Annotated in this window: 22 protein-coding genes; 1 reads left to right on the forward strand and 21 read right to left on the reverse strand. The window is 52.5% G+C overall.

The genetic code is table 11. The features are described from left to right. Positions 1 to 13: 13 nt before the first annotated feature. From ytfJ to U8T64_RS08220, 5 genes are read right to left on the reverse strand one after another with little or no spacing between them, the layout of a single operon-like run. Complete coding sequence (gene ytfJ, locus U8T64_RS08200) at positions 14 to 472, reverse strand: GerW family sporulation protein (RefSeq protein ID WP_322182711.1); 459 nt, start codon at positions 470 to 472, stop codon at positions 14 to 16. Next, positions 465 to 1,112 (reverse strand): hypothetical protein, encoded by a 648-nt coding sequence (locus U8T64_RS08205; RefSeq protein WP_322182713.1) that lies wholly within the window; start codon positions 1,110 to 1,112, stop codon positions 465 to 467. Before U8T64_RS08205 ends, ytfJ begins: the two co-directional genes overlap by 8 nt. Before the next feature lie 24 nt (positions 1,113 to 1,136). Then, positions 1,137 to 1,694 carry an SMC-Scp complex subunit ScpB gene (scpB, locus tag U8T64_RS08210; RefSeq protein WP_322182715.1) on the reverse strand — a complete coding sequence of 186 codons (558 nt, stop codon included), beginning with the start codon at positions 1,692 to 1,694 and terminating at the stop codon, positions 1,137 to 1,139. Further along, positions 1,676 to 2,404, reverse strand: coding sequence for a segregation and condensation protein A (locus U8T64_RS08215; RefSeq protein ID WP_322182716.1), 729 nt, complete (start codon positions 2,402 to 2,404; stop codon positions 1,676 to 1,678). The genes scpB and U8T64_RS08215 overlap by 19 nt, the downstream gene beginning before the upstream one ends. Positions 2,405 to 2,406: 2 nt before the next feature. After that, the gene (locus U8T64_RS08220) at positions 2,407 to 3,102 is read right to left on the reverse strand and encodes a site-2 protease family protein (RefSeq protein WP_322182718.1); all 696 of its coding nucleotides are present in this window, start codon (positions 3,100 to 3,102) and stop codon (positions 2,407 to 2,409) included. A 149-nt stretch (positions 3,103 to 3,251) separates the two neighbouring features. Between U8T64_RS08220 and rpmB the strand changes: the two genes are divergently transcribed. After that, positions 3,252 to 3,440 (forward strand): 50S ribosomal protein L28, encoded by a 189-nt coding sequence (gene rpmB, locus U8T64_RS08225; RefSeq protein ID WP_322182720.1) that lies wholly within the window; start codon positions 3,252 to 3,254, stop codon positions 3,438 to 3,440. A gap of 154 nt (positions 3,441 to 3,594) precedes the next feature. Here rpmB and U8T64_RS08230 read toward each other — a convergent pair whose 3' ends face one another. The 16 genes from U8T64_RS08230 to U8T64_RS08305 form a co-directional block, all read right to left on the reverse strand. Beyond that, entirely contained in the window at positions 3,595 to 4,461 is an 867-nt protein-coding gene (locus U8T64_RS08230) for a zinc dependent phospholipase C family protein (protein ID WP_322182722.1), read from the reverse strand. 18 nt (positions 4,462 to 4,479) lie between these two features. Further along, the gene (locus U8T64_RS08235; protein WP_322182724.1) at positions 4,480 to 5,373 is read right to left on the reverse strand and encodes an RluA family pseudouridine synthase; all 894 of its coding nucleotides are present in this window, start codon (positions 5,371 to 5,373) and stop codon (positions 4,480 to 4,482) included. Next, positions 5,373 to 6,251 carry a polyprenyl synthetase family protein gene (locus U8T64_RS08240; RefSeq protein WP_322182726.1) on the reverse strand — a complete coding sequence of 293 codons (879 nt, stop codon included), beginning with the start codon at positions 6,249 to 6,251 and terminating at the stop codon, positions 5,373 to 5,375. Before U8T64_RS08240 ends, U8T64_RS08235 begins: the two co-directional genes overlap by 1 nt. After that, positions 6,241 to 6,453: an exodeoxyribonuclease VII small subunit gene (gene xseB, locus U8T64_RS08245; RefSeq protein ID WP_322182727.1), complete on the reverse strand. Its 213-nt coding sequence runs from the start codon at positions 6,451 to 6,453 to the stop codon at positions 6,241 to 6,243. The genes U8T64_RS08240 and xseB overlap by 11 nt, the downstream gene beginning before the upstream one ends. A gap of 7 nt (positions 6,454 to 6,460) precedes the next feature. Beyond that, a complete protein-coding gene (gene xseA, locus U8T64_RS08250; protein ID WP_322182729.1) occupies positions 6,461 to 7,690 on the reverse strand; it encodes an exodeoxyribonuclease VII large subunit in 1,230 nt (409 codons plus the stop codon). Positions 7,691 to 7,692: 2 nt separating this feature from the next. Then, the gene (gene nusB / locus U8T64_RS08255; protein WP_322182731.1) at positions 7,693 to 8,106 is read right to left on the reverse strand and encodes a transcription antitermination factor NusB; all 414 of its coding nucleotides are present in this window, start codon (positions 8,104 to 8,106) and stop codon (positions 7,693 to 7,695) included. Positions 8,107 to 8,330: 224 nt separating this feature from the next. Then, entirely contained in the window at positions 8,331 to 8,894 is a 564-nt protein-coding gene (locus U8T64_RS08260; RefSeq protein ID WP_322182733.1) for a SpoIIIAH-like family protein, read from the reverse strand. Positions 8,895 to 8,954: 60 nt separating this feature from the next. Further along, positions 8,955 to 9,506: a SpoIIIAG-related protein gene (locus tag U8T64_RS08265; protein ID WP_322182735.1), complete on the reverse strand. Its 552-nt coding sequence runs from the start codon at positions 9,504 to 9,506 to the stop codon at positions 8,955 to 8,957. Beyond that, a complete protein-coding gene (locus tag U8T64_RS08270) occupies positions 9,496 to 9,966 on the reverse strand; it encodes a hypothetical protein (protein ID WP_322182737.1) in 471 nt (156 codons plus the stop codon). The genes U8T64_RS08265 and U8T64_RS08270 overlap by 11 nt, the downstream gene beginning before the upstream one ends. Further along, complete coding sequence (locus tag U8T64_RS08275; protein ID WP_322182739.1) at positions 9,963 to 11,078, reverse strand: stage III sporulation protein AE; 1,116 nt, start codon at positions 11,076 to 11,078, stop codon at positions 9,963 to 9,965. The genes U8T64_RS08270 and U8T64_RS08275 overlap by 4 nt, the downstream gene beginning before the upstream one ends. Positions 11,079 to 11,111: 33 nt before the next feature. Continuing rightward, positions 11,112 to 11,501 carry a SpoIIIAC/SpoIIIAD family protein gene (locus U8T64_RS08280; RefSeq protein ID WP_322182741.1) on the reverse strand — a complete coding sequence of 130 codons (390 nt, stop codon included), beginning with the start codon at positions 11,499 to 11,501 and terminating at the stop codon, positions 11,112 to 11,114. A gap of 2 nt (positions 11,502 to 11,503) precedes the next feature. Continuing rightward, positions 11,504 to 11,698, reverse strand: a complete 195-nt coding sequence (spoIIIAC, locus tag U8T64_RS08285; RefSeq protein WP_322182743.1) for a stage III sporulation protein AC — start codon at positions 11,696 to 11,698, stop codon at positions 11,504 to 11,506. Between the two features lie 48 nt (positions 11,699 to 11,746). After that, positions 11,747 to 12,226, reverse strand: a complete 480-nt coding sequence (locus U8T64_RS08290; protein ID WP_322182744.1) for a stage III sporulation protein SpoIIIAB — start codon at positions 12,224 to 12,226, stop codon at positions 11,747 to 11,749. Positions 12,227 to 12,261: 35 nt separating this feature from the next. Further along, positions 12,262 to 13,203 (reverse strand): stage III sporulation protein AA, encoded by a 942-nt coding sequence (locus U8T64_RS08295; RefSeq protein ID WP_322182745.1) that lies wholly within the window; start codon positions 13,201 to 13,203, stop codon positions 12,262 to 12,264. Between the two features lie 137 nt (positions 13,204 to 13,340). After that, the gene (locus tag U8T64_RS08300; RefSeq protein WP_322182747.1) at positions 13,341 to 15,020 is read right to left on the reverse strand and encodes a Na/Pi cotransporter family protein; all 1,680 of its coding nucleotides are present in this window, start codon (positions 15,018 to 15,020) and stop codon (positions 13,341 to 13,343) included. A gap of 293 nt (positions 15,021 to 15,313) precedes the next feature. Continuing rightward, on the reverse strand, positions 15,314 to 15,727 hold the full coding sequence (locus U8T64_RS08305; protein WP_322182749.1) for a bis(5'-nucleosyl)-tetraphosphatase: 414 nt from the start codon (positions 15,725 to 15,727) through the stop codon (positions 15,314 to 15,316). Positions 15,728 to 15,777: the final 50 nt, after the last annotated feature.

Below are 15,777 nucleotides of genomic sequence, written 5' to 3' on the forward strand. Positions count from 1 at the left end.
GGCTTGATATTCGTTAGCCTTCCTGTTTCGGAAGCTCTGCCGCCGGTGTTTCCGCAAGCTCTTCCTCAATAGGCTTTTGTGCCGCCGGCACTTCTTCCTGCTTATCCTTTCGGAACAAAGCGGAGATCTTGTCCACCATTTCAGGAACCTTCTCCAGGGCCCTGTCTACCGGGCCCATATACGGCTCGATCTGAATGACCCGTACATTTCCGTGAGAAACGGCAAGAAAGGCGATGGGAATGATCGTGATCCCCGCCCCGCTGCCCCCGGCAAAAAGCCCGGCGGCAGGCTGTGCCCTGGAAGGAAGGTCGGAGCCGCCGGAAGCGAAGCCATAGCTTACCCGGGAGATCGGGATCACCGTGGTGCCGTCCGGCGTAGTGATGGGGTCTCCGATGATAGTGTTCACATCCACCATGTGCTTGATCTTATCCAGTGTTACGTCCATCAGATCGTTTACTTTATTCTCACTCATTGCCGGTCACCTTTCTGTTATGTTTTTTAACGGAACCGCCGCTGAGAAGCTTCCGCACCGGCGGCAGACCGTGTATCAGCAGGGAAATTCCTTCCTTGAGAAGAAACAGGGGCAAAATGGAAAACTTTGCAGAAAAATCCACCCGGTTTTCCTCGGCCTCGTAATCCAGGTCTACACTGACAGCTTTTCTTTTGCACCCGGTCAACCCGAACAAAAGCCCGCAGGCAGAGTAAACCGCACCGGAAAGCTGTCCGTACTGTATAGCGGCTTCCGCCGCGTCCTCCGCACCCGCCAGGCACAAATAGAGGTCGAAGGTTTTGAGCTTCAAATGAGAAAGCACTCCTTTTACAGAATTTACCGTCACCTCTACCAATTCAAACAATGTTTCCAAAAATCCGAAAAAGCCCTGGCGCTTTAAGCTTTTTTTCAAGTCGAATTTCTTTTCCGTTTCTTTTTTCTGTTCCTCCTGCTTTTCCTCTTCCGGCTCTTTTTCCTTTCCGGGCAGCAGCCGGAAGGAAAGAAACAGGTAACGGAGCGTCAGGGAAAATTCTGTTTGAAACCCCAGCTCCATACGGAGCGGTAACAAAGTTAACGCCAACAGAAAAAGCAGCACGCCGCCTATGATCTTCAGCGCAAGCACAGTACACCGCCCCTTTCGGCAGGATCAAAATAACGCTTCTATCGTCTCCTGTTTTTCTTCCGGCTCCTTTTGATCGGAAGGCGGAGGAGGAAGCTCCTCCAGAGAAGAAAGCTGAAAACAGCGCAAAAAATTTTCTGTGGTGCCATATAACAGCGGCCTGCCAGGAAGCTCCAGCCTTCCCCGCTCCTCCAAAAGCTCCTTCTGCATCAGGCTGCCGATAACGCCGGAGCAATCCACGCCCCGCACCTGCTCTACAAACGCCTTTGTCACCGGCTGGTTATAGGCCACCACAGCCAACACCTCCATGGCGGCCTGAGACAGCGGCGTGTTCCGCTTCAGATCCAAGGCGTCCCGCACCGGCTGGATATAGGCAGGATTCGTGCAAAACTGCGCGGTGTTTTCCAGCCGCAGAAGATGGACCCCGCTGTGGGGCGTATTGTACTTTTCCCGCAGAGCGTCTATGATCTCCTCAATGGCATAGGTGCGCACGCCCAGCACCTGGGCGATCCGCTCCAAGGCCACCGGTTCCCCGCCGGCAAACAGAATCGCCTCGGTTTTCCCCATTAATTCCTCTCGTTCCAACGGTTCCCCTCCTTTTCCAGAAGCCGGACTTCACAGGCTTCTCCATTTCCTTCCACGCGTATCCGGCGGCTTTTTACCAGCTCCAGAACCGCCAGAAACGCGGCCACGCGCTCGGAACGATCCTTCTTTTCCGAAAACAGCGCCTGAAAGGAGACGCGCTTTCGTTTCCAGAGCTGCCGCAGAACAAATACCACCTGGGAAGCCACTGAAACGATTTTTCTGGTCACCAACGCGGAAAAGCTTTCCGGCTTTGGCGGCAGCAGGCTTTTTCCCTTGCCCCAGGCCGAGATCAGCGCCTGCACGATCTCCCTGGGTTCGTGAATTCGCTTATACGCAAGATCGGCAGGCAGCTTTTCCGCCTCCCGAATCACAGTGTCGAAGGAAGCCCGCTCCAAAAGGGCCGCTGCGGCTTTTTTACACTGCTGGTATTCCAGCAGCTGCCCGGTCAGTTCCATGCGAGGATCCTCTTCCTCCTCCTGGCGGGGCAGCAGAGACGCTGCCTTGATCTGCACCAGGCGGGCCGCCATTTCCAGAAATTCACTGGCAATATCCAGATTTTCTTCCCGCATCAGGTCGATCTGCTCCAAATACTGCTCCAGAAGCTCCGCAATGGGAATATCGTAAATATTGAGTTTGTTTTTAGCGATGAGAGCCAGCAGCAGATCTAACGGCCCTTCAAATACGTCCAGCTTATATTGCAGCTTTTCCATGCTTAAAGCACTCCTGCCAAATGGAAAGGAAACCGCGCAATGGAGAAAATGAGATTGCCAAAAAAGTTTTGCACTGTATACAGAGGCCCGGACAAGGCTCCTGTGAGCATAGCAAAAAACAGGACCATCATAAAAATATTTTGATAACGGTAATAAGATGCCAAAGCCCGATCACTGAGAAAAGCCGCAATGATTCGGGAACCGTCCAAAGGCGGAACCGGGATCAAATTGAACACCGCCAAGGTAACATTGACTATCACATAGTAATAAAACAAATTAAAGAAAAACATCGTCACATTGTTATAAGGGGCAAACGCTTGCATTGCGACTACAACAAGAGCCCCCACCAGCGCGGCCAACAGATTAGAAAGCGGCCCAGCCAGGGCGGTGATCGCCATATCACGCTTGGGCTTTTTGAAATACCGGGGATCCACCGGCACCGGCTTAGCCCAGCCAAAGCCGAAAAGAAGCAGAGCCAAGGCGCCCATGGGTTCTACGCTTGCCAGCGGGTTCATGGTAAGCCTGCCCTCCAGCTTCGCGGTGGGATCACCCAGCTTATTAGCCACCCAGCCATGGGCAAATTCATGAAGAGGAAGAATACAGAAAATAACGAAAAAAATGGAAAGCACCTGAGCGGCTGCAGCCCAAAGATCCACATGCTGGCCGGAAATAACGTTCCTGATCACACCAAAAAGCATAGCAATCCTCCTTACCTGTACTTAGGATTATAAACTATCCCGAAGAAAAACACAATTCTTTTCAAAAAAAACTTGCATTTTATCGGGGGGTCTGCTATAATTCAGAATGTTGTAAATTTAGAATCGCCTGATTTTAAGGAGGTGCAGATATGGCAAAATGTGAATTCTGCGGCAAGGACGTTTCCTTCGGCATCAGAGTATCCCACTCTCACAGACGTTCCAACAGGACCTGGAAGCCGAATATTAAGCGTGTCAAGGCTGTTGTTGACGGTACTCCGAAGCGTGTATACGCCTGCACCCGTTGCTTGCGTTCCGGCAAAGTGACCCGTGCCGTCTAAAAGAAAACCTGTAGAGAAAAGAGAGCCGCAAGGCTCTTTTTCTTTTTACTCGTTAGTGGTTAGTTGTATTAGAAAGAGCGTTCTTGCCTTTTTTTATTGCGATGAAGGCGCCACCACTATCCAGTATCCAGCATCTAAAATACGCATCCGCCCCTTATCCAAAGGGCTTTTCCTGTGTCAGCTCGGCAAAATCTCCCTGGTCAAAGTTTGTGATCAGGCGTTGTGCCAGTGCTTTCGCTTCCGTCATCAATTCAAAAAAGCTCTGCTGAGAAGCTTCTTCTCTGCCCTGCCATTTTTCCTTTTGGAGATTCGCGTAATCGATATCGTCCCGTTCCACCAGCGGCACGATATGGGAGGCCACATAATGGGGTTTCCCGCTTTCCAAGAGCTCAAAGGCCTTCTTCTTTAAGCCTGTCCTATCTGTCAGACAGGAAAACACAAAATGGGCGTCTTTGGTAGCCCGCAGCAGTTCTTCTTCCCGGATATCAACCCCATAGACCTGAAACAGAACGTCCCGGTACAGCCTGGCGATTCGCCGCTGTACCGCTTCGTTTTTGGGGAACATTTTTCCCAGGGGCGCCTCAGAGGGAAGCTTTCCTGTTTCACTGCGCAGAACAATGGCGTCCAAGGCCGCTTCGATCTCTCCATGAAGGGTGGTGTGCGTTTCATAGGGCCTCTCCTCCAGCAGCCGTTCCGCCAGAAAGTTGATATAGGGGTGCGCGGTAGAATCCAGAGAATAGTGGCAGAGAAAGCCGAAAACATAGGAGCGGTAGCCGGGCTCCCGACAGCGCTTCAAAAAATCCCGCATGGCGGTAAGGGTCTTTGAGGGAGGCGTTTCATGGAGCTTATTGCCATATGCTTTTAAAGATTTTCCCTTCATCCAGGGAAAGTACCGGTGGCAGAAAAGGAAATCAGGCCCTTGGGCTCCCCAATAGTAAGCGCACAAGTCCGGCACGCTCTTTTCGGGAAGAGCCTCCAGTACAACCTTGGCAAATTGATGATGAGTCAAACACGCCGGCATGAAAATGTCCTCTTTTCTTTACAAAGTTTTCTCTTGCTCAATTTCCCGAAGCCTGAAAAGCCAGGGAAAGGCGGTGCAAAAATCTGCCGGAAGCTCTGAGGTAATCTCTGCTTTTACAGCCAGAGCTTTGCTGAAAACAGAAACCAAGCCGCAGTGCAGCGCCTGCCGCTCGATCCGCTCCCGGCTGCCGCCGTACAGGTCGTCCCCGGCAAGAGGGTGCCCAAAATGGGCCATGTGGGCCCGGATCTGGTGGGTGCGCCCTGTTTCCAGACGCAGAGAAAGCAGAGTGTGTCCTTCCTCACAGGCAATGGCTTTCCAGTGAGTAACAGCCTTCTCGCCGAAGCCGCAGGCCCGAACGATCTTACTGCCTTCCCGCAGGCCGATGGGCAGGTCGATCGTGCCGGAGCCCGAAAGCTCCCCTTCGCATACCGCAAAATATCTTTTTTCGATCACAGCAGTGGAAACCGCCGCACGGTGCTTACCGATCACAAGGACTCCGCTGGTATCCTTATCCAGCCGATACAGCGGCCGGAACAAATGCTGCTGTCCCGTTTGCCTGTAGTAATAAGCAACCGCGTTTAAAAGGCTGTCCCTGTTATGACCCGGAGAAGGGTGCACAGGCATATCCGGCGGCTTTTCCACAGCCAGATAATCCTCCGTTTCCCACAGAACGGTAAGAGAAGTGGAAACCTCCAAATATTCGGGTACTTCCTCTGGAAGCGGGAAGGACAAAACATCTCCGGTGGAAAGCCTGTCTACCGTGCGGCAGGGAAACCCGTTTTTTAAGATCCCGCTGGGAAGCTGCTTCTGCTTTGTCAGAAATCTGGCGGAAAGGCCCGCCTGCTTTCGGGCAAAATCCCGCACCGTCATTCCCTCACAGGCAGGCGGGATCTCAAACCGCAGCACTCGCATCAGGCTTCCCTGTTTTCCAGGCTTTCCACCAGTTCCCGAAGGAACGTGGTATCTCCCGAAAAAGCTTCCAATGCGTCGACTGCCTGCTTCGTGTATTCCTGTACAAGCTGCTGTGCTTTTTCAGCGCCCAAAAGAGAAACATAGTTTTGTTTCTCACGCGCCGCGTCCATTCCTGTATTTTTCCCCAGCTTCTGCGGGTCGCCCAGCAGGTCCAGAATATCGTCCCGGATCTGAAAAGCCACGCCGAGGCCCAGCGCATACCGCCCGGCGGCTTCCTGCTCCTGCTCGCCGCCCTCCGCGGCGATACAACCCATGCGGCAGGCGGCTTCGATCAAGGCGGCAGTCTTTCCCGTATCCATGGCAAGCAGCAGCTCCAGCCCGGCGGCTTGTCCCTCTGATTTCAGATCGATACACTGGCCGCCTACCATACCCGCTTCTCCGGCATATTTGGCCAAAACCAAAGCGGCCTTGGCCGCGGGCTCCTTTTGCTCCGCGGAAAGCGCCGTTTCAAAGGCCTTTGTCAGCAGGCCGTCTCCAGCAAGCAGGGCGATATCCTCGCCGAACACCTTGTGGTTAGCCGGTTTTCCCCGGCGCATATCGTCATCGTCCATGCAGGGCATATCATCGTGGATCAAGGAATAGGTATGCACCATTTCCACCGCGCAGGCAAAGGGCAAGGCCTCTTTTAGGCTTCCGCCGCAGAGCTCGCAGAAAGCTAACGTCAGCACCGGTCGGATCCGCTTCCCGCCGCAGAGCAGGCTGTACCGCATGGCTTCCTTCACCGGAGCCGTCAGATCAGCGGCCTCCGGCAGGGGCAGGTACCCCTCCAGCGCGGCCTCGATCATTTCCTGATATGCCGCCAGTCGATCATTCCTCATGCTCCGGCTCCTCCTGCAGCTTTGTAAGCTCTGTGACCTTCTGCTCCGCCTGCTCCAGCGTTTTGTAGCAAAGAGCGGAAAGCTCAGCACCCTCTTCAAACAGCTTCATGGAGCTTTCCAGGGCCTCTTCTCCGCTTTCCAGCTTGGTCACGATCTCCTGAAGCCGTGCCATTGCCTTTTCAAAATTGAATTTTTCAGCCATCGCTCGATCATCCTCTCTGTTTCACTTCCTGCTCTTCCACGCTTTTCAGCACCTTGGCCTCTATTTTTCCATCGGAAAGCCGCAGAGAAAATTCTTCTCCCGGAACCAGCTCCGCCGCGCTGCGGAGCACTCTTCCCTTTTGATCCTCCGCCACGGAATAGCCCCTGCTCAATACCTTCAGCGGACTTAAGGCGTCCAGCTCTCCCGCCAGCAGAGAAAGCTTTTGCCGATCCTGTTCTATTCTTTCAGAAAAGCCGCCTATTACCCGTCCAAACAAGCTTCCCAGCTGCTCCTTTCGGGGGATCAGCAGCTGCTCTGGGCTTCCCAGAGGAGAATCCTGGAGCAGAAGATCCATGTGCTGCCGCAGATATTCGATCAGCTTTGCCGCCTCTTCGTGAAAATACCCGGAAAACGCCTCGCAGCGCCGCAGCTCTTCCCGCAGCTCCGGTGTGGCAAGCTCCGCCGCCGCGCTGGGAGTGGGAGCCCGCAGATCCGCGACAAAATCGCAGATCGTAAAATCCGTCTCGTGCCCTACCGCCGAGACCACAGGGATCTCAGAGGCGTATACCGCCCGGGCCAGTCCCTCATCGTTAAAGGCCCACAGATCCTCCAGAGAGCCGCCGCCCCGTCCCAGAAGGATCACATCGCAGGCTTTTTTTCGGTTCATTTCCTCCACTGCCGCGATCAGTTGAGAGGGCGCACCCTCTCCCTGTACCAGCACCGGCGCCGCAACGATCTCCGCCACCGGCCAGCGCCGGGCGGTGATCTGCAGCATATCCCGGATCGCCGCTCCGGTAGGAGAGGTGATCACGCCAATCCGGCGGGGATATCGGGGAAGCGGCCTTTTATGCCCAACGTCGAACAGACCCTCCTGCTCCAGGCGGGTCTTCAGCTGCTCAAAAGCAATGCTCAGAGCCCCAACGCCGTCCGGCTGCATATCCTCCGCGTAAAGCTGGTACTGCCCGGAGGGCTCATAGACAGACACCCGCCCCCGCACAATGACCTTCATTCCATCGGCAGGCCGGAATTTCAGCCTCCTGGCAGAACCGGAGAACATCACCGCCTTCAGCACAGATCTTTCATCCTTCAGAGAAAAGTAAAGATGGCCGGAGCGATAGTGATCGGTAAAATTGGAGATCTCACCGATCACCAGAATATCCTGTAACCTATGATCACTTTCCAGCAGGGATTTCAAAAAGAAATTGACCTGGGAAACGGTAAGTGCGGAAGAAGCCATACTCAGCCCTCTCCTTTTTCCGCCGGGAAAGCCTTGATCACAGAAGCCAGCACGCCGTTGATGTAAGGGGCGTCGTCTTTGCCGCCGTACTTTTTGGCAAGCTCCACCGCCTCGTTTACGGAAACGCCTTCAGGAATGGAAGGATCGAACAAAATTTCATATACCGCCAGGCGCAGCAGACTGAGCGTCACCTTGGAGATACGCCGAATATTCCAGCCGCGGATATTCGTACTGATGATCTCATCAATTTTTTCCAGGTTTTCCTCTACGCCGAACACCTCCGCCTCCGCAAAGGAGCTGGGGATAAAATCCCTGGCTTCGGAAGCGGCCTGGAGAATTTCATCGACGCTTTCTCCATTCATCGCCTGCTCAAACAAAATGCAGAACGCTTGTTCTCTGGCTTCTTTTCTTTTCATGAAGCGATCTCCTTTTCTAAAACAAAAAAGGCCCACCAGTATCTGGTGAGCCTGCACAGGGCAAAACGGATCTTGCAGTTTTCAAGCTTCACCACCGGCTGTTTGACACAGCCGATATAGATGAAGCTATTATATACTATTCCGCTTTGCTTTCGCAAGAGAAAATGGAAATTTTCAGAGAATATTCCAATCATTCTAAATTTTGCGACTGCAAAACACGCTTCTTATTTTGCGGGAACGATCGTGATCTTATCGGCACTCAGCCCGGTCTGATCCATTACGACCTCCTGAATGATCAGCGTATCTTCCGCTTTGATCTCTCCTCCCACTACAACGCTGCACTCTTCGCCGCTGAAATAGGCTACCGTTTCCTGATAACCTTTTGCCTGCAGGAGATTTTCCACATTGGTCTCCTTCAGAATGTTCTGGGCAATGGCGGAAGCCTGCTCTACCGCCTCATTTTTCGCGTCGCTGTCCGCTTCCACGCTTTCCAGCACCTCATCCAGCATCTCCATGGCCTTGTCTCTGGAATTCTGACGATTCAGCCGTGCCTCTGAAAATGTGGTAGAGGCAGAGCCGGAAGAAAGACGCTGCTGCAGATCATCGGACACAGTTTCCACATAGGTGTTGTTGACAAGCTGAGCGGCCCCCAGCTGACTGACCGTGCTGGAGGTGTCTCCCACCGGAAGCTTATTGACCCCCGCAAACTGCCAGTTTAAGTAAACAGCCGCCCCTAAGGCCAGAACCATGGATGCCAGAACCAGTTGTTTTTTTCCGAATTTCTTCATTGTAAAAACCTCCGCAAAATTTTGTGGTAACAGAATTGCTCACATCGTTTTTAGAAAGCTCTATCCGCTGCCGGTCACACAGATCCTGGCCGAAGAGATATCCAAAGCTGTTTTCACCGCTTCTGTCAGCTTTTCTCGGATCTCCGGATCACCGGCATATCTGCTCACGATCACCACCCCTTTTATTTTTGGCTGTATTTCTGTAACAGGCAAGGCCTGCTGAGCGCCCTCCGCGTTTTTCAGAATGACATAGGCGGTTTCTCTTTCCGCGCTGCTTTCTCCTTCCGCTTCCTGCCGGGAAGCGCCTTTTTCTTCCATGGCGTACACGTATCTGCTGCCGCTTTTCAGCGTTACCATAACGGCTGGGTCAGTTTCCCCTGTGATGGCCCCAACGATCCGCACGATCTCCCGCTCCAGATTTTTTTCATATTCAGCCGCTGTACAGGCCGCTGTTTCGCTTCCCGCGGCAGACTGTTTTTCCTTGCCGGAGCCAAGCAGTGTGGAAAGGTAGATCAAGGCGATCCCACAGATCCCAAGAAAGATAAGCCCCTTCATTCCCCGCTCTTTTGAGAACAGCTTCTGTAGCGCTCCCTTCCATTTCTCAACGTCCATCTGTTTGTACCTCCAGGTCAATATCCTTTCCCAGCGTGTTTTCCAGCAGCGCTATTGCCCGCTGGGAATCGGAAGCGTAAGCAAATACAACTCTTACTTTTCTTAATACTATGCCGGAATCCTCTCCGATATCTGTCATCACCTCAATTTTTTCCGCCTGCAGGCCCGCTACGGCAAAGAGCCCCTCCAAATAGGTCTTCATTTCTGACTGAAAGGCCGCCTCCGTCTGCTCCTGCACATAGCCGGAAAGCTCCTCCCGGGTTTCTTCCGATTTCCGATCGGATACGGAAAAATCCAGCTCCACGGAAAACAGAGAAGCAAGAAAGGAGGTAAGAAGAACCAGAATTGTCAGCGCTTTAACAAAATTTACCATAGCGTCTTTCTCACAAAGCCTGGACGCCAGCTCTGTGGCAACCAGAATGATACAGATCACCGCCGCATTTTGCAAAACCGTATTCATAAGCTTCCTTTCACAAACAGCACTATGGCAGCGCTTACTACGGATACAGCACAGACAGAAGCGATTACAGCCAGGATCATTCTGGCCACAGAAGCGCACATTCCCAAAAAAGAGCTGAGCTTTGGCATTTCAAAAAGATCTCCGGCGATCTGCCCCATGGAACAGATGCCGATCCAGGCGCCTGCTTCCAATGCCGCCGGAGCGAAAATGCACAAGGCCGCCAAAATCCCAAAAGCTCCTACCCCCGATTTCACAATATGCACGCTGTTCTGGATCGCTGCCACCGCATCTCCGAACGCGCCGCCGACAATGGGGATCGCAGAAGAGGCAAGCAGCTTCATTGCTTTGTTGGAGGCCGCGTCCACCTGAGCGTTTAAAGCGGTCTGTACAGAAAGGACGCCGGAAAAAACAGTGACCGCCAGCACCAGAAGCCATTTGGAAAACCCATAGACCGAGGACAACACCCGATCCAGCTTGACCTGGGAAACAGAGGCCATCAGGGAAAAGGCCAGGATCCCATGAAGCAGTGGAAATACCAACGTCATGGAAAGAACAGGGATCACATTCCCGGCGGCAAGAGTCAGGAAGCTGTAAGAAGTTCCCGCCGCCGCGCTGCCGGAGGCCGCCATTAAAGCGCCGTAAACGGGAACGGAAGCCAGTAAAAACACGGAAGCGCCTTCGATCGCCCGCTTGGCGCTTTCCATCAGCTCTAAAAGTGGCGTTACCGTGATGACAGCACAGGCCAGCGCCCCGGCAAACCCCGCCGCGCTGCCGATCTCCGCGGAATCAAAGCAGTTTGCGAGCCTGCAGAGAACGATCACGGCTAAAAGCGCTGCCAACGCCTTAAGGGGCCCGGAAAGCTTTTCCCGCAGCAGCCCGGACAGCACTGCAAACCAGCCTTCCCCTTCCCCTGTTTCCCCGGCGCCCTGAACACCAGCGTGAGACAGAAGCTCTCTTGTCTCCTCATTCAGGCTTTCATACATCTCATTTGCCCCGCTTTTTTCTAAAAGCTCCTCTTCCTGATCTATTTCCTGGGCCGCTGCTCCGGGTGAGAGCCATAAGAGAAAGCAGATCAAAACAAAAAACAGTGGCAAAAGACTTTTTGATTTCATATGTTTTTCATCTCCGAGATTCGCCGCGGCGCTTCACAGCCTGACGATCTCCTCCAAGTATTCAAAAATTCTTGTGAAAAGCGGCAGGGAAACCACAAGGATCGCGGCTTTTGAGGCAAGCTCCACTGAATAGGATAAGGCGGATTCCCCCGCGTCCTTGCAAATTCGGGAAACCAGCTGGCCCACGATGGCAATCCCCGCCGTTTTTATCAGGATCGGTAAAATATCGCCCGGAAAGCCGTCCGCAACGGAAATTCCCTGGATCTGCGCAAACGCCGGTTCCAGCTGCTCGATGGCGCTGAGTAAGATCAGCACACAGGCTCCTACAGCCGCCAGCAAAGCGTATTCCTTATTGCTTCTTTTGATCAGCGCCCCAAACACAACAACACACAGGGCAAAGACCCCAACAGAAAAAATATTCATAGTTACAGCTGGAAAATAGACTTGATTGCCTGGAACAGCGCGTCTATTTCATTGATGATCATCATTAAAACCACAATCAACCCGGCCAGGGTGGTCATCATAGCCTGTTCCTCCCTTCCGGAGCGAATCAGCAGCTGATTCAGTACCGCTACAATGATCCCGATAGCGGCTATTTTGAAAATCAAATCCACTTCCAAAGCCTGTTTCCTTCCTTTCCTTCGGCGTTTCGCCAGTGAAAACACTTCCTATAACAACACAAGGCAAAGCGTGATCCCGCCAAACATTCCCAAGCAGCAGTACAAGCTGCTTTTCTTTTCCCTGGCTTCTTCAGCCTGCCGTAAGTGAGCTTCTAAAAGCTCTGTGTAAAGCTCCATGTGCTCTATTTGGCTCTGCGAGTCGCTTTCGCCCAGCCCTTTTACAAAACCGCGATAGAGCTCCAGGTCCGCGGACCCCTTCAAAAGCTTTTCTCCGGCTTTTTGCAGGGCCTCCTTCGGATCCCGAACAAAGTCGGGTTCCTCCGCTGCCAGCAAGCAAAAGTCGGAATCCTCGTTCTCTGAGATCAGCTCGCTTAAGGGGCGGGCGGTATAGCGTATCTCCGCACGAAACCATTGGATCGTCCGTTTCAGGTCAAGCAGTCTCTCTTCCCTCTTTTTCAGCTCCCGGGCTTGTTGAAGCCCTATACATGTACCGCTCAGAAAGATCAAAATCGCTCCCAGAAATTTCATTACAGCTGCTTCCTCTCCCCAAAAAGGTGCTTTCTTCAAGCGAAAAACCGAACTGCGTGAGAGGCGCTCTCTGATGACTCCGTTTCTACAAGCTCGATCTCCCCCGGCTGAGAACGCCCGGACAAATACGCTGTTGTTCCGAATGCTCCGGTTTCCAGCAGACTTTTATATAAAGGCCTGCTGCTTTTATCCTCTTTCCCAGTATGCACAGAGGCGATCAGCGGTACTCCGGCAAAGATGGACTGCCGCACCGCCTCCAGGTCGTTTGAGGAAAGCTCATCACACACGATGAATTCCGGAGAAAGCATGCGAATTGCCACATCAAAGGCTTCCGCTTTTGGATATCCTTTCAGCACATCGGCACAAGGGCCCAGATCAAAACCTCCCCCGATCTCTCCACGCTCGTCCACAACAGCCACCCGCCTGGCCTGCTGAAATTTTCCCACAGAAAGAGAATGCACAATATCCCGCAGAAGCGTGGTTTTTCCGCTGGAGGGCTCTCCGGTGATCAAAAGCCCCCGGGAAAGCGCCGCTCCCTCCAAAAACAGCCTGTCCCCACAACCCGGAATTTCCCTGGAAATACGAAATACCAAGGACGATACATCACGCACGCTTTTGACCCTTCCGTTTTCCAGCACTGCCGTACCGCATACCCCTACTCTGCATGACTCTGCCGTAAGGACATAACCTTGCTGGAGCTCCCGCTCGTGGCTGAACACAGACTGAGAACAAATACCGGTAAAGATTTTTTGCATTTCTTCCCGGGAAACACAGGTCAAGCCCTCCGTTAAGGCGCGGGTCACCCCGCCGGACCGGCGCAGAAAGAATACGCCTTCCTTTCCGCAGACGGACACAGGCTGTTCCGCCTTCAAGTGAATATCAAAGGCCTGCCCCTTGATTTCCCGCGGGACTCCCAAAAGCAATTCATGATATATGGGGATCTGACACGCCAGCTTATCATAGCAAAAGGTATTCATTTTCTCACTCCTTTGCTTTTCCGAACACTTATATTTATGGAGACAAGCAGGGAAATAGAACACGGAAGAAAAGCCGGAATAACAAAAAGCAGAGAGTGAAAAACTCTCTGCTCAAAAACGGTATTTTCAAAAATATTCTACTCCGTTTCCCGAATCGTATTGGCGATATTGATAAAATGATCCGCCACCCGCTCCGCATTGGAGGCAAGGGAAAGATACTGGGCTCCCACCGCCGGAGTGCATACTCTTTCATTGAGACGGCGAATATGATTTTGCGCCATTTCATTCGTCATATCGTCTACCCGGTCTTCAATTTTATCAGCAAGATTCAGTTCTCCGAGATCTTCCTCCACATAGGCTCGCATCACATGCTGAAACAACGCTTCGATCTCTTCCTTCAATATTCTGATCTCCCGGATCGCCTTTTCGGAAAAAGCCTCGTGAAGTGTTTTCAGGCTTTCCGCATACTCCACAATATTTTCCGCATAGTCGCCCACACGCTCCAGGTCCGATACCGAGTGGAACGCTCTGGAAACATAGGCGTGATCCCTGGCGCTCAGCTTTTCATCTGAAAGCCTTACCAAAAAGCGCACCAGCTCTTTGTTCAGGTAATTTAACTCTTCCTCATTTTTACGGAATAAGGATATCTCCGAAAAGTCCAGGGTACAGATGATCGTCAGAGCCAGAGAAAAATTACGCATGGCAATATCCGCCATGTTGACGACCTCGTTTTTAAATTGCGCCACGGCAATGGCGGGAGCGGAAAGCATCTTTTCATCGATGTAGTAAAGATGCGGCTCGTGAACCCCGGCGGCCTCCTGTTCCCCTTGATCGGGTAGCAGCTTTGTGACCAGGGCCACCAGCCGGTCAGTAAGCGGCAAAATGAGCAAAACCGTGATCAGGTTAAATACCGTATGGAACATGGCAAGCTGTGTTTGCGGAGCCCGTGGAAAGGCTTTTTCAAAAAGTGTTCCCACGGTGATCTCTCCGCCTGTGACCGCAGGTAAAAGGAAGCTGACCAGCAGGAAAACCAGCACGCCGCTGACATTAAAAACGAGGTGGATCAGCGCTGTGCGCTTGGCATTCTTTCCGCTGGTCATGCCGGCCAGGATCGCCACAACACAGGAACCGATATTGGAGCCCATGGTGAGAAAAATACCCTGATCCAGCGTGATCAGGCCCGTTACCACCATTACGATCGCCACTGAGGTCATAACAGACGAGCTTTGAATGATGGCGGTGAGCACCGCTCCCACGAAAACCAGTAAAATGGCGTTATCGATCCCGGCAAGGAACTGCTTGACCGAATCAAGCTGCGCAAAGCGTTCCATGGAACCGCTCATCATGGAAAGGCCAACAAACAGCATGCCAAATCCGGCAATGATACCGCCCAGCGTTTTCACGGTATCTTTCTTGGAAAAAGTGGAAAGAAAAGCGCCCACTCCTGCCATGGCGGAAAAGACAACAGTAGCGGAAACTGTATTGGAACCAAATACCCCCAGCGCCACGATCTGGCCTGTGATGGTTGTACCGATATTTGCCCCATAAATCACTGTAGCGGCTTGCGCAAGCGTCATGATCCCGGCATTGACAAAACCGATCACCATCACGGTAGTAGCGCCGGAGCTTTGGATCGCCGCCGTTCCTACCGTTCCGATCCCTACTCCCAGCATTCGGCTGCCGGACACCTTGGAAAACAGCTTTCTCAGCCGTTCGCTGCCCACAGCCTCCAAATTAGAGCTCATCATATTACAGGCGATCAAAAAAACACCGATCCCTGACAGCAAGGTTAGTATAGCGCTGATAATTTCAGCCATTCTACCCACTCTCCTTTTCTGCTTTTCGCAGGCTTGTCCTATGGATTCTTTCAAGATCGATCCTTAAAGAGAGCTTTGCCCCATAGTATTTCCCGATTTTTCCCTGAAACGCAAAATGGTGAGACTTTACCTATCCCGGTAAAGTCTCGCCATTTCATTCACAAAACCGGATCCTTTCAGACCGTATTGACGATTTTGGAAACGCGTATTCGCGCAGGCTACTCCCTTTATAAAAAAATCATAGCAGACCTTTCAAATTTTTGCAAGCTTTTTTTGGAAAATCCAAACAGACTCTAGCACTTATTCCGGTATTCCAAAAAGGCGCGGAGAACCCTTTTGTCGTTTTCATAAGTAACAAGCTGTAAAGCCTCCTCCGGCTGTTCCCAGCGGATATCCAAAAGCTCTTCCTCCTGAACCTTCAAAGAAGCTTCCGGCTCGGCCTCCGCGGCGAAATAAACCACGTCCTTCATCACATTGGGCTTGGGAGAAAAGGTCACTGTTTCCCGAAAGCCGGTATCTGGCTCTACCTTGAGCCCGGTTTCTTCCCAAATCTCTCGCCGCGCCGTTTCCACTTCCGTTTCCTCGTGCTCCACATGACCTTTTGGGAAGGCCCAGTGTCCCCCGTTTTTGTGCCGGATCAAAAGGACCTCCAAAGTATCTCCCGCCTTCCGAAACACTACCGCTCCGCAGGATTTTTCCCATTTCATATGGCTTCTCCTTCCTCTTTCCAAAGAAAAGGGAGTCCGCAAGGCTTGCA

The organism is Neglectibacter caecimuris (assembly GCF_034335015.1).
Classification (GTDB): Bacteria; Bacillota; Clostridia; order Oscillospirales; family Acutalibacteraceae; genus Acutalibacter; species Acutalibacter caecimuris_A.

Excerpts from the sequence above, each read along its gene's own strand:
- U8T64_RS08235 (WP_322182724.1), bottom strand. The coding sequence starts at position 5,373 with ATGCGAGTGCTGCGGTTTGAGATCCCGCCTGCCTGTGAGGGAATGACG.
- U8T64_RS08265 (WP_322182735.1), bottom strand. The coding sequence starts at position 9,506 with ATGGACGTTGAGAAATGGAAGGGAGCGCTACAGAAGCTGTTCTCAAAA.
- U8T64_RS08260 (WP_322182733.1), bottom strand. The coding sequence starts at position 8,894 with ATGAAGAAATTCGGAAAAAAACAACTGGTTCTGGCATCCATGGTTCTG.
- U8T64_RS08290 (WP_322182744.1), bottom strand. The coding sequence starts at position 12,226 with ATGAAATTTCTGGGAGCGATTTTGATCTTTCTGAGCGGTACATGTATA.
- U8T64_RS08295 (WP_322182745.1), bottom strand. The coding sequence starts at position 13,203 with ATGAATACCTTTTGCTATGATAAGCTGGCGTGTCAGATCCCCATATAT.
- U8T64_RS08215 (WP_322182716.1), bottom strand. The coding sequence starts at position 2,404 with ATGGAAAAGCTGCAATATAAGCTGGACGTATTTGAAGGGCCGTTAGAT.
- xseB (WP_322182727.1), bottom strand. The coding sequence starts at position 6,453 with ATGGCTGAAAAATTCAATTTTGAAAAGGCAATGGCACGGCTTCAGGAG.
- U8T64_RS08220 (WP_322182718.1), bottom strand. The coding sequence starts at position 3,102 with ATGCTTTTTGGTGTGATCAGGAACGTTATTTCCGGCCAGCATGTGGAT.
- U8T64_RS08305 (WP_322182749.1), bottom strand. The coding sequence starts at position 15,727 with ATGAAATGGGAAAAATCCTGCGGAGCGGTAGTGTTTCGGAAGGCGGGA.
- U8T64_RS08230 (WP_322182722.1), bottom strand. The coding sequence starts at position 4,461 with ATGCCGGCGTGTTTGACTCATCATCAATTTGCCAAGGTTGTACTGGAG.
- ytfJ (WP_322182711.1), bottom strand. The coding sequence starts at position 472 with ATGAGTGAGAATAAAGTAAACGATCTGATGGACGTAACACTGGATAAG.
- U8T64_RS08240 (WP_322182726.1), bottom strand. The coding sequence starts at position 6,251 with ATGAGGAATGATCGACTGGCGGCATATCAGGAAATGATCGAGGCCGCG.
- U8T64_RS08270 (WP_322182737.1), bottom strand. The coding sequence starts at position 9,966 with ATGAATACGGTTTTGCAAAATGCGGCGGTGATCTGTATCATTCTGGTT.
- xseA (WP_322182729.1), bottom strand. The coding sequence starts at position 7,690 with ATGGCTTCTTCCGCACTTACCGTTTCCCAGGTCAATTTCTTTTTGAAA.
- U8T64_RS08300 (WP_322182747.1), bottom strand. The coding sequence starts at position 15,020 with ATGGCTGAAATTATCAGCGCTATACTAACCTTGCTGTCAGGGATCGGT.
- U8T64_RS08280 (WP_322182741.1), bottom strand. The coding sequence starts at position 11,501 with ATGAATATTTTTTCTGTTGGGGTCTTTGCCCTGTGTGTTGTTGTGTTT.
- nusB (WP_322182731.1), bottom strand. The coding sequence starts at position 8,106 with ATGAAAAGAAAAGAAGCCAGAGAACAAGCGTTCTGCATTTTGTTTGAG.
- rpmB (WP_322182720.1), top strand. The coding sequence starts at position 3,252 with ATGGCAAAATGTGAATTCTGCGGCAAGGACGTTTCCTTCGGCATCAGA.
- U8T64_RS08275 (WP_322182739.1), bottom strand. The coding sequence starts at position 11,078 with ATGAAATCAAAAAGTCTTTTGCCACTGTTTTTTGTTTTGATCTGCTTT.